This is a genomic window from Bhargavaea sp. CC-171006, assembly GCF_009761675.1.
Lineage (GTDB): Bacteria > Bacillota > Bacilli > Bacillales_A > Planococcaceae > Bhargavaea > Bhargavaea changchunensis.
Genome location: NZ_QUZH01000025.1, coordinates 19725 through 31356 on the forward strand (window position 1 = coordinate 19725; position 11632 = coordinate 31356).

At 49.5% G+C, this 11632-nt stretch carries 10 protein-coding genes; all 10 read right to left on the reverse strand.

Annotated features, from left to right (window positions below; genetic code table 11):
- Positions 1-18 precede the first annotated feature (18 nt).
- Positions 19-1344, reverse strand: a complete 1326-nt coding sequence (locus DZC51_RS11710; RefSeq protein ID WP_198304115.1) for an aspartate aminotransferase family protein — start codon at positions 1342-1344, stop codon at positions 19-21.
- Positions 1345-1415: 71 nt separating this feature from the next.
- Positions 1416-2768: a sigma 54-interacting transcriptional regulator gene (locus DZC51_RS11715; protein ID WP_157296145.1), complete on the reverse strand. Its 1353-nt coding sequence runs from the start codon at positions 2766-2768 to the stop codon at positions 1416-1418.
- A gap of 446 nt (positions 2769-3214) precedes the next feature.
- On the reverse strand, positions 3215-3964 hold the full coding sequence (locus DZC51_RS11720; protein WP_232524132.1) for an SDR family NAD(P)-dependent oxidoreductase: 750 nt from the start codon (positions 3962-3964) through the stop codon (positions 3215-3217).
- Positions 3965-4061: 97 nt separating this feature from the next.
- Positions 4062-5603 (reverse strand): sodium:solute symporter family protein, encoded by a 1542-nt coding sequence (locus DZC51_RS11725; RefSeq protein WP_157296149.1) that lies wholly within the window; start codon positions 5601-5603, stop codon positions 4062-4064.
- A gap of 226 nt (positions 5604-5829) precedes the next feature.
- Positions 5830-7044, reverse strand: coding sequence for a M20/M25/M40 family metallo-hydrolase (locus tag DZC51_RS11730; RefSeq protein ID WP_157296151.1), 1215 nt, complete (start codon positions 7042-7044; stop codon positions 5830-5832).
- Positions 7045-7063: 19 nt separating this feature from the next.
- Positions 7064-8251 (reverse strand): M24 family metallopeptidase, encoded by a 1188-nt coding sequence (locus DZC51_RS11735; RefSeq protein WP_198304116.1) that lies wholly within the window; start codon positions 8249-8251, stop codon positions 7064-7066.
- A 54-nt stretch (positions 8252-8305) separates the two neighbouring features.
- Positions 8306-9088 (reverse strand): SDR family NAD(P)-dependent oxidoreductase, encoded by a 783-nt coding sequence (locus DZC51_RS11740; protein ID WP_157296155.1) that lies wholly within the window; start codon positions 9086-9088, stop codon positions 8306-8308.
- 610 nt (positions 9089-9698) lie between these two features.
- Positions 9699-10319, reverse strand: a complete 621-nt coding sequence (locus DZC51_RS11745; RefSeq protein ID WP_157296157.1) for an HAD family hydrolase — start codon at positions 10317-10319, stop codon at positions 9699-9701.
- A gap of 71 nt (positions 10320-10390) precedes the next feature.
- Complete coding sequence (locus tag DZC51_RS11750; RefSeq protein WP_157296159.1) at positions 10391-11032, reverse strand: bifunctional 2-keto-4-hydroxyglutarate aldolase/2-keto-3-deoxy-6-phosphogluconate aldolase; 642 nt, start codon at positions 11030-11032, stop codon at positions 10391-10393.
- 14 nt (positions 11033-11046) lie between these two features.
- Positions 11047-11625, reverse strand: coding sequence for a glucose-6-phosphate isomerase family protein (locus tag DZC51_RS11755; protein ID WP_157296161.1), 579 nt, complete (start codon positions 11623-11625; stop codon positions 11047-11049).
- Positions 11626-11632: the final 7 nt, after the last annotated feature.

Genomic DNA, 11632 nt, shown 5'->3' on the forward strand with positions numbered 1-11632 from the left:
TTTTCCCCCTCTGTCCCTTCAGTTTCCGCGTTCCTGAAGCACTTCTTCAAGCACTCCGAGTCCGTCGTTGATTTGTTGTTTCGTCACCGTGAGCGGCGGAATCATCCGGATGACTTCGCCGGAGTTGCCGCACAGATAAAACAGGACACCCTTCTCCAGGCAGCGGTCCAGTACATCCATGACCGCCGCTCCGTCCGGCTCACCCGTCTCCGGATCGCAGAGCTCGATGCCGATCATGAGCCCGAGCCCACGGACATCCCGGATCACCGGATAACTGTCCTTCATCTCCAAGAGACGCTCCATTGCATACGCCCCGGCCTCACGGGCGTTCTCAAGCAATTTCTCTTCTTTCATGACTTCCAATGATGCAAGTGCCGCCGAGCAGGCGATCGGGTTTCCGCCGAACGTTGTCCCGTGCGATCCGAGCGGCCACTGGTCCATCAGTTCCTTCGACGCGACGGTCGCGCTCAGTGGCAGACCCGCCGCGATTCCCTTTGCGATTGCCATGATGTCGGGCGTTACACCAAAGGTTTGCGCCGCAAACCAGTTCCCCGTGCGGCCGAACCCAGTCTGGACCTCGTCAAAGATCAGCAAAATCCCGTGCCGGTCACAGATCTCGCGGATCTTCCGCAGCCACGCCTTCGGAGGGATGATATAGCCGCCCTCACCCATCACCGGCTCAATGATCATGCATGCCACTTCTTCCGGATCCACCTGATGGCTGAACAGCCGGCGGGCATCCTTCTCCAGCTTTTCCGGGAAGAATGCTTCTGGGTCCGCCCCTTCCGGCAGATCTTCCGGCAACGCATACGGCAGCTGGTACGTCAGCCAGGATGGCTGCTGGTATTTTCGGTATTTGCTTTTTGACGTGGTGACACTCAATGCACCAATCGAGCGTCCATGGAAACAGCCCGTGAACGACACGGCATACGGTCGCTTCGTCACATGCTTCGCAAGCTTCAGCGCCCCCTCGATCGCCTCCGTCCCGCTGTTCGCGAAGAAGAAGTTGTCCAGATTCGGAGGAAGCACCTGCTGGAGTTCATGCGCCAGCTTCAGGATGGACTCATAGATGATCACACCGGACGGCCCGTGCACGAGATGATCCGCACTGTCCTTGATCGCCTGCACGACCTTCGGATGCCGGTGCCCCACGTTCTCCACCGCAATCCCCGACGTAAAGTCCAAGTACTTCTTGCCATCTGTTCCGTAGTAATAGCACCCTTCCGCCTTTACCACCGGAAGGTTCGGATGGTCCTTCGCCATGCTCGGGGCGAGGAAATTGCCGATGTTCGCGACCATCCGGGTCCACTCCGGCTGTGTAGCTTGCTCAAGCTGTTTTGTCATGATGACGTCCTCCTCGTTCTTTATTGGAAGAAGAGCGAAACGGGTTTGCTCCGGTCGGTCCCGGTTCACCCTCACTCTCCCTCATACTTCTTCAGCTTCCGGACGACCGACGGCTGGCTGATACCCAGTTGTTTCGCCATCTCGGTCGTCGTCCCGTATTTTTGCTTGGCCGCCATCAGTACCCGCTTTTCCACACTCTCCAGGATGCTCGGCAACGGCCTGCCGTCCATCTCAATCTCCGACAGGGAATCGCCCGCCGGTACGCGGTATTCCATCGGCAGGTCATCTGCCGTCAGCAATTTATTCCTGCCGCCAATGACCAGCCGCTCCATCACATTCGCCAGTTCATCGATATTGCCCGGCCATGGACACTCAAGCAGGTATTCAAACAGCCCTTGGGATAGTTCCTTCCTGACCCCGTGCTTTTCGCAGAATCGATCCAGGAAAAGCGGGATGAGCGAGGACAAGTCCTCTTTCCGATCCATAAGCGGGCGCAGTTCGATCGGCACAAGATGGATCAGATAAAACAGCTCCCGGCTAAAGGCCCCGTCCTGTACTGCACCGGACAGATCGCCCTCCGCGGATGCCATGATCCGGACATCAAACGGAACTTCTGCCCCTTCCATCGTCTGGTACTTCTTCTCTTTCAACCAGCCGGCCAGCCGGTTTTGAAGATACGGCGACAGCCGGTCGATCCCCTCAAGATACAATGTGCCGCCTTCCGCAATCGACAGCATTCCGATCTTCCCGTCCGAATCACCCGTCAGCTCCCGCTCAAACAGTGCTTCCGGAACCGTCCGGCAATCCAGTGTCAGGAACGCCTCTTCGCTGCGGCGGCTGTGTACATGGATTTCACGCGCAAGAGTCGCCTTTCCGGTCCCGTGTTCCCCGTACAGGAGGATCGGCACATCCAGTTCCGCCGCTTCCAGCCCTCCCGCAAACGCTTCTGAAGTCGACCTGGATGCGAGCACCAGCCCTTCCGGAACCGCCGCCTCCCGACGAAGCAGACTCAGCTCCTCCTTCATCCGCGCCATCTCCGCTTCCATATCGTTCAGGTAGTCTTGGATGACGACTAGCTCCGACCATTCGCACGAGTAGCTGATGACATGCTCTACCTCGCCCGCTTCATCAAACAGCGGAAACCCGATGATCAGTTCACGGGTCCCATTCGGCGTATCTTGCACCAGCACCACTTTCTTCTTTTCTTTCAAAACGAGCGGCGTAATCGCCGGCACAAACACCTTCTCCTGCTCCAAGTCATAAACCGAACGGCCAAGCAGCGACTCCGGTGTCACCCCATAATGCCGCCCGCTGATCCTTGACGCCTGGACAATTACCCCGGCCCGGTTCGTCACAATCAGATCTTCATCAGTCGAATCAATGATTTCAAATTGGGTATCCGGATTGATGGAAAAGATGGACATGCGGCACCTCCTGTTAGATAAGTATTCGTATTTGAATAAGACTATACAGAGTGGCAAGAACGAATGCAATTAATAATTTGATAATTTAAAATGATTCCTGCTAGTTGAATTAGCGTTGAGTCTGAACTGGTTATAGAACCAATTATTCATAGTTGATGTACTATTCAATAATGAATATAACTATACAACGGACTGCATAATATTACAATGTAGAATTGCAGGTTAATTTTGTATTTCATACAGCAAAAAACGACACCTCAACAGGTGCCGCCAGCAGATTACACTGGTGGATATCCTCCGCTGTCATGTCGATAATTGTTGTATAGCCAGCGATGTAATCCATTTCATCCACTCCCCCCAAAAGAAAAAAGCAGCCGCGCCGGCTGCTTCAATACTAATTAATCACTTATCCAATTCCAACGTCTCATTGTTTTGACAAATACATGTTAAGACGACAGTGACGCCAAGACACTCATCCCACCACAAACATAGATAACCTGTCCTGTCGTGAACCAGTTCTCTTCATCTGCAAAATATTCGACGATGTTTGTGACCTGCCGTGGAGTTCCGACTTTGCCCATAGGTTGACTGTTCATCCGAAAGCTGACTTCTTCTTCAGTGCTCTGTTGGTGCAGCGGAGTATCAATCATTCCTGGTGCTACACAATTCACAGTAATACCCATTCTTGCGGTTTCTAAAGCAAGCGATCGTGTCAGGCTGACAATTCCACCTTTGGATGCGGCATAATTGCTCTGGGCTGTACCGCCTAGCCAACCTCTTGAGGAGATATTGATAATCCTCCCATATCCTTTCTCCTTCATGATCTTGATTGCTTCCTTGCAACACAGAAAATACGATTTCAGATTGACTTCTAAGATGTCATCCCAGTCTTCTTCTTCCATCTCGGTAATAGGTCTATTGCGCATGGTTCCTGCATTGTTGACTAAAATATCAACGGTTCCATAGGTTGAGAGCACTTTCCTGAATAAGGCCTCGCACTCTCTCGCCTGGGAGACATCAGATTGCACGAAAATCGCTTCCCCACCACCGGCTTTGATAGAATCTACGATGCGGTTACCACGTTCTATATTTCTTCCGACGACGACCACTTTGTAATTACCCTGGCCGAACTTGACTGCAATATCTTCCCCGATGCCAGAGGTACTGCCTGTGATCACAGCTACCTGTTCCTCCATCTTCACAATCCACCATCCCAACATGTTCACCCGGGGAATTGTGCAAACCCCGGGTGTTTATATTTCTTTATCCGTTCATTTTGAAGTTAGTCAAACCTTACTCATTTACCGTGCCGACCTGTGCAATTGCGGGTTCCTTACGCTTCTTCGGATCTTTCATTTTTTCACCGAAGAACATTTCAATGATTTCGTCATCCGGCTTTCGCGTACAAAGGGCCACGATGACGAAGGCGGAGACAGAAAGAATTAAGCCCGGGAGGATTGGGTGTACCGCCCAATCTGGCAGCAAGGATGGGAAGATGTACATTGCCGCAGTTGAAGTGAAACCGATCACCATACTGGTCAGGCATGCTTTAGAGTTAGCCCGTTTCCAATAGAATACTCCTATCAAGGAAGGCAAGACGCCCGCTCCCATCATTGCAAATGCCGAAGACCACAAGAAGAAGATACCTTGTACCGTCTGTGCGAAATACGCAATCAGGATTGAGATAATGGTACAAACAACCATCGTAACCCTTGAAATTTTGACTACGGTTTTTTCCGAAACATTAGGGTTTATTAATTTCTGGTAGATATCATAACCGGTACATTGCGCCGAGATAATCAACATCGTTGAAGCAGTGGATAAAACTGCAGCGATAATACCTACAAGGACAATCGCAGCGACAATTGAAGGAAGGCTTCCCAGGACGACTGAAGGGAATGCATAGTCAATTTTATCAAGGTTCGGATAGGTTACCCGAGCATACGCAGCGATGATCAAGCCACCGATCAAGATAATGCAGTTAGGAATGAGAATGAGTGCGACTCCGCTAATTGCCGCCTTCTCATCTTTAGCAAGATACACCCTCGTCATCTGATGAGGTTGTGAAAGATTCCCCATCGACCAGACAAGGAAGAACGAAATTACCATGCTAAGGGACAAGTAACTGTTTGTTGAAGAGACTAGTTCCGATCCTCCAACCCACGGTTTACCCTCAGGGACGGTCGCTTGGCTGTATGCTGTTACTAGATTGGTGAATCCGCCACTATTGTAGAGCGCCACGCTCACCGAGACTACAATCGCAAATATCATGATGACAAGGCAGGCTGTGTCTGTCCATGCAACCGCTCTCGCTCCGCCCCAGAGAGAATAAAGCAATACCGCCACAGCTCCGATAATGATGCATGTCATATATGACAAGTCGGTGACCAGACTTAATACTGTGAAAATCCCAAGATACATAGCGGCCATTCCTACCGTATAAATTAATAGGATTAAGATGGAGTAGAATCCACGAGTGAATTTTGAAGGATAGCGCAGCGCGATTAGGTCCGGCATAGAACGGGCTTTATAGTAATATCCGATCCTCCAGAACTTTTTAGCGAAGAATGCCGCTAAAATGAACATCGGCAATAACGTAGCATTGAAATTCCAGATCTGCGCCCATCCCGTAGAATAGTTTGCACCCATCTGCCCGATAAACGTGCCGGCACTCATAAAACTTGCTCCATACGTTCCTGCCACTACCCATTTGTTCATACTTCTGCCTGCCACATAATAATCATCAACAGTTTCTTCACGTTTTTTCGAAGCCAAGTAACCAAGTACAATCAGAAACAATAAATATAGTAAAAATACAACAACGAAAATATTCATCTTTTCTCCCCCTTCGTTGTAGCGGATAACAGTTTTCAAACCTTAATTATTTGATTTGCCAAGTTCAATAACCATTCAGCACGTCGTTTTCTACTCCCTTTCATCTTCCAACGCGCTGACTGTTCTTGCCGACAACACTGCGCAAATAATCGCAGAGACGATGGCCTGAATAATCAGGATGGCTGTCATCCAATAAACGTCCCCCAATGATGCTCCCCCTCTCGCGTCATTCGTTATATTTCCCAGAGTGGACTTCCGCTATTTGATCGGGTTTAATCCCTAACACTTCAAGTACCATCCGTGCTGCAAAAGCAGTCCTTACAGCAAAATGGTCGGTGTTAATATATTCCTTTCCTGGCTGGTGGACAAAGTCACCGCTCATGCCCATTCCATCTAGTGTCGGACAACCTACGGAGGCTGTGAAATTGCCGTCACTTCCGCCCCTGGTGACAATTCCATTCATTTCGAGCCCTAACTCAGATCCAACTTCAATTGCACGTTCATAGAGATCTTTGTGGATTGGATTCTCTTGATCGAACGGCGGTTTTTCGATGCCACCAATTGTCTTAATCTTTACTTGATCGTTAAACGGCTTTAGGTTTTGAAAGAGAAGGTCGTATTCTTGTGCGAGTTCTGCTGATGCGAACCTCGCATCAATGGTCAGTTCCCCATCTCCAGGAACTGTCGGCCATCCGGCATTGCCGCTTTTCAGACAAGTGCAAGCGACAACGACTCCTTTGTCCATGTCTGTCAGGCTTTCCAGATAAACCGCTTGCCGTGCGAGTTCTTTTAAGCCACTTTGTGCATTTTCAGGTTCTTGTCCTGAATGGGCTGGCTTTCCTTCTGCGACAAATGTATAGTTCCCCCTGCCAAAGCGTCCGATTTTCAGTCCACCGACGTCATCGCCCCTCGCGCTTTCCATTACAAAAGCAGCATTGCTTTTCTTTGCTTGTTCTTTGTAATGCTTATGGGAAGAATAACTTCCCGCCTCTTCATCTGAGCTCAGGAAGAACACGATTTTCTTGTTTTCCGGCAACAGATCCAACTCTTTTAAAGCCTTGGCAATCATGTAGACTTGAACATCTCCTCCTTTCATGTCAAGGACTCCCGGTCCCCATACTTTATTGCCCTCTTGACGCCAAAGTGGTCCAAAAGCACCTTTTTCATAAACAGTGTCGTAGTGACCCACAAACAGGACTTGCTCGTCTCCGGTGCCGAGCTCCATAAGCAGATGGTCACCATATCGGGCATCATTACTCGGAATGATCCTGCAGGAAAAGCCGATTTTGCTAAAGAGATCTTGGAAGTAGTTGCGACAGCGTGTCAGATCTTCTTTATCTCCCTCTGTAGGAGTTTCAATCTCAACAACCTCTCTTAAAATACGCAAAAATTCATTAGTATGACGCTCCATATAGTCGAGAAGTCTTTTGGCCTCTGTCATGATTTCACCCTTCCTTTTTCTATTTCAACAACAGCCGTTCTTCATATTCAGTCTTTGTCAACAGCTCAAAGCCGTCTTCGGTAATCGCGACCATATCTTCAATTCGGACACCGCCGACACCGGGAAGATGCACGGACGGCTCTATACAGAAGACCATTCCAGGCTCAATGATCCATGGTTTTTCTCCCTTCGCAGAAACCTCTCCGATAATCGGGGATTCCTGGAGAGCGAGACCGGTGGCATGGCCCGTCACGCCAAAATACCAATACTTCTCGTATCCGGCCCTGCTCAGCACCTCCCTGGATGCCCTGTCTATTTCAGTGGTCGGAGCGCCCGGCCTGCACGCTTCCAACGCCGCCATCGTCGCATCGTAAACGGCCGTGTACACCTTTTTTTGTTCATTGTTCACCGGATTGCCCGCCAATATCGTCCGACAGTAATCACTGTGATAGCCGTTATAACAGCACCCCACATCCATCAAGACAAAATCGCCGTTACGGATGATGCGTTCGGTCGGGAACCTGGTCAAAGTGACCGCATTCTCTCCGGAGTTGACCTGTGTGGGATGGGTATGCCCCCCCTCAGATCCCCTCAGCAGCATCTCATTATGAATCATCGCGGATACTTCGATTTCGGTTAGGCCTGGGCGCATATTGTCGATCGCCACTTGTGTCCCTGCTTCCGCTATCGCACACGCCTTTTTGATTAACCCGATTTCTTCGGCAGACTTGATCGCTTTTGCTTTTGCGAATGTGTTGCGCCCATCCACGAATATGTAATCCGGGAACTGCTCGGTGAACACTTGGAAGAGTTGGAACCCCATCTCATCAATCCCAATCCTAGATCCTTTAGGAAGGGAAAGTTCTTCAAATATTTCTCTAAACCTCTGCACACTTAGCATCGAATCCATTGGAAGCGGCTTCACTTTTCCTTGCAGCCACGGCATCTTCGTCATCGCCCGGTCAAAATCTCCACTTGCCACTAGCGCCCACGGACTTTCCCCAACCGCTTTCACCGATGCATACCGGAAATAGTAAAAGAGATTTGGGCTATTCGGCCGGAAGCTGGTCAAGTAGCGCACGTTATCCACACGCATCGTCAGGATACAGTCGAGCTCATCCTCCTTCATCTGCTGATCGATCCGGTCCAGCCGGAATTTCCTCATCTTCTCCATGTCAATCTGCTGTTCAAAATCGAATTCCGCCACTTTCATTCCCCCTCTATCGCCTATCCTGTATATGTAAAAATTCAACACGATGCGTTACGCCATGATCGCTCCGCCGTTGATATCAAGCACTTCTCCGGTAATGTAGGAAGATTCTTCCGCAGCCAGAAATACGATTGCATTCGCCACTTCCATAGCCGTCCCAGGCCGCTTAATAGACAGGCGGTTGAACACTCTATCCATATCTTGTGTCTGATTCCAAAGATCTGTGATGCGTTGGCTAGCCTCGATATATCCGGGCGACACCGAATTTACACGGATTCCGAAGTCCCCCAACTCCCTTGACAGGTATCGTGAAAATTGATCAATTCCTGCCTTCAGGCTGGAGTATGCGACATTCGTATTGTCACCTGCGGCTCTGCCAATCAGAGATGAGACATTGACAATGCTCCCGCCGCCCCGTTCCTTCATCCCTGGCAACACTTCTTTGCAACATAAGAAAACATTTTTCAAGTTGAGTTCATAGACGGCATCGAAATCACTTTCAGTCATTTCAAACACGGACTTCCTACCTGTACTGCCGCCAGCCACATTACAAAGAATGTCCACCCGTCCGAAATGCTCCAGACACTCCGCGAATGACTGACGGATGGCCTCAGCATCAGTCACGTCTGTTGACCGGTAAGTACAATCCACGCCATACCCCTCACAAATCCGCTGCGTTTCCGACAATTTCTCTTCATCACGACTCATCAGAAAAAGAGAGGCGCCGTTACTGGCCAATAATTCAGCCGTTGCGCGCCCGATTCCGCTTCCTGCCCCAGTAACAACTGCCACCTTATCTTTCAAGCTAGGAAATACCCCCATGGTTTGATTCATAGATTACACCCCTCAATTAAGAAGTTAACTTAATTGTTCTAATAATAAAGTCCCCACTATTAAAATAATTATAATTATTCTGCATATTTTTTTCCTTTTACATTTTGTTAACTCTACAATAGTAAATTTGGACTTTGTGTCTTGATAAAACGGAATAAAGCTATCTTCATAATCAGAGGACTCGGTAAAACACTGGTGAGAAGCAACTCGGAAGATCACTTGGAGACCCAAAGGGTTTCCATCCCAACAACAAAAATGGATTGCCCCATTACCGGACAATCCATTTCCTTTCTGCTCAGACATCGGCGATACTCGCCGCTAGCTTGTGCTTTTGCGCTCAGCAGGGATTACTAAAAGAATGCTTGATGAAGAGAAATATTTAAACGGTGCCCTTGTTAACTCCCCTGCACCGTTTAGTTAAATATTTTCTTATCCAATTTCCAACGTCTTACTTTTACCTTGCTTAGTATAACGTTAAGGTCGTCGAAAGTGGTTCGCATAAATAGACACGTAGACTTTACTCCAGATGACTCTTCTTTAAAGATTCTTATTCCGTCTCTTCTCAATTAAAACCACCCAGAGCATCCCTCTCCAAGCGACTACTTAAAGATCATAAGTATAACTTCTCCAACTCCCTCACACTCTCAATCCGCTCATCATAACCTTCCGGCTCCCCAAACCCATAAGCCGCAAAAACAAACGGAATCCCCGCAAACACTGCAGCAGCCCGGTCTCCTTCAGTGTCCCCCACGTATACGGGCTCACTCAGTCCATTCCGCTCCATGACCAGTTGGATATTTTCACCTTTGCTGAGTCCGGTTCTGCCGGGATTTTCGAAGTCTTCAAAGAAATGGCCGAGTCCATGGTAGGCGTAGAATGATTCGATATAGCCTTCCTGGCAGTTGCTGACGATAAACAGGCGATACTTTTTGGAGAGGGCGTTCAGAGTTTCTTCCAGCCCTTCATACAGTTTGCCGCCTTCTTGTTCAAGGTCAACGCGTTCCTGTTCACAGCACGCTAGGATCAATTCCATCCGTTCTTCTTTACTCAGATCATCAAAGAGGATATCTGCGATGTCCGGGATCTGAAGGCCCATGGTTCCTCTCAGGTCATTCTCTGTGATTTCTCTGCGCTTACAGTTTGCGTCTTTCACGACACGCGTCCATGACTTGGCAACGGTTTTTCTTGAATCCCACAATGTTCCGTCCAGGTCAAAAATGATACTGTCCATTCCAACCGCCTCCTCCATATTAGAACAACCCGGATCATGTATTGTTGCATGATCCGGGTTGTTGGTATCCATCATTCATTACGTGCAATCTGAATCTGTTCCATGAACTGCCGTGCTCTTTCGGTGATTTTCTCGTAGCCTTCGATCTCCGGCTTACCGATCAGGCTTCCGCCTGCTCCGACAGCGACTGCGCCGGCCCGGATCCAATCACCTACGTTTTCAATGCTGACGCCTCCGGTCGGCATCAGGTTCGCCTGCGGAATTGGGCCCTTGATCGCCTTGATCACTTTCGGTCCCATCAGTTCTCCCGGGAATACTTTGAGTACTTCAGCTCCGCATTCCATGCCCTTGACCACGTCCTTGATGGTCATGACCCCCGGCATGTAAGGGATCTGATACCGATTGCACAGGCGTGCAGTCTCTTCATCGAGATAGGGACTGACGACGTATTTGGCTCCCGCGAGAATGGCGATCCTGGCTGTTTCCGGATCCAATACGGTCCCCGCGCCGACAATCAGGTCTTCCCCGAATTCCGCACTAAGTTCACGGATGACTTCGGTCGCTCCAGGAACCGTATAAGTGATTTCCATGGCTGCGGCGCCGCCCTTCATCGCCGCTTCCGTGATTCGCTTGGCCTGGTCGGCATTTTCGGCACGGACAACCGCGACGAGCCCGCTGTCTTCAATTTGGGTTAAGATTTCTCCCTTGCGCATCTGCTTAGCTCCCCTTACTGCTGCCACTTTGGATTATCGATGATTTCCGGCTTCCCGTTTCTCTCGACGACCAGCTTGCGGTAACCCTTTGTTTCAATGGATCCATAATCATGGCCGGCATCTGCACGGAATGTAAAGAACGTCACCAGCGGCTCGTTACCCGTATTGATGCTCCGGTGAGCGTAGCGCGGAGGCACTTGAACGGCACGTCCAGGTACCAGTTCCTCGATCTCCCACTCGCCTTCCGGGTTTTCCATCAGCATGTAACCTTGTCCGCTCATGCAGAAGTAAACTTCTCCGGTCTCAAGGATTTCGTGGAAATGACCCTTCGTCATGTAATATTCTCCGCCAAGTGTGCCCGGATAAACGATGCTTGTGCCGTATTGGATATCGCCTTCGGTCTTCGGCAAATCAAGTGCGTAATATTCATAGATCATCGGGTTGTTCCCGGCGTCCAGTTCCTTCTGCAGGGTTTCAGTATCGTTAAACAGCTTTTCCATATCGGTCAAAAATCGTTTTTTCGAAGTTTCTTCTTCGGACAGGCCCGTTTTCAAGTCAAACAGTGTGGCATTTGCAAGTTTAGTCATAGTCATAATAGTT

Bases quoted from the DNA above. Each gene is read 5' to 3' on its own strand.
- DZC51_RS11720 (WP_232524132.1), bottom strand. From the start codon at position 3,964: ATGGAGGAACAGGTAGCTGTGATCACAGGCAGTACCTCTGGCATCGGG.
- DZC51_RS11710 (WP_198304115.1), bottom strand. From the start codon at position 1,344: ATGACAAAACAGCTTGAGCAAGCTACACAGCCGGAGTGGACCCGGATG.
- DZC51_RS11725 (WP_157296149.1), bottom strand. From the start codon at position 5,603: ATGAATATTTTCGTTGTTGTATTTTTACTATATTTATTGTTTCTGATT.
- DZC51_RS11750 (WP_157296159.1), bottom strand. From the start codon at position 11,032: ATGCGCAAGGGAGAAATCTTAACCCAAATTGAAGACAGCGGGCTCGTC.
- DZC51_RS11755 (WP_157296161.1), bottom strand. From the start codon at position 11,625: ATGACTATGACTAAACTTGCAAATGCCACACTGTTTGACTTGAAAACG.
- DZC51_RS11715 (WP_157296145.1), bottom strand. From the start codon at position 2,768: ATGTCCATCTTTTCCATCAATCCGGATACCCAATTTGAAATCATTGAT.
- DZC51_RS11745 (WP_157296157.1), bottom strand. From the start codon at position 10,319: ATGGACAGTATCATTTTTGACCTGGACGGAACATTGTGGGATTCAAGA.
- DZC51_RS11740 (WP_157296155.1), bottom strand. From the start codon at position 9,088: ATGAATCAAACCATGGGGGTATTTCCTAGCTTGAAAGATAAGGTGGCA.
- DZC51_RS11730 (WP_157296151.1), bottom strand. From the start codon at position 7,044: ATGACAGAGGCCAAAAGACTTCTCGACTATATGGAGCGTCATACTAAT.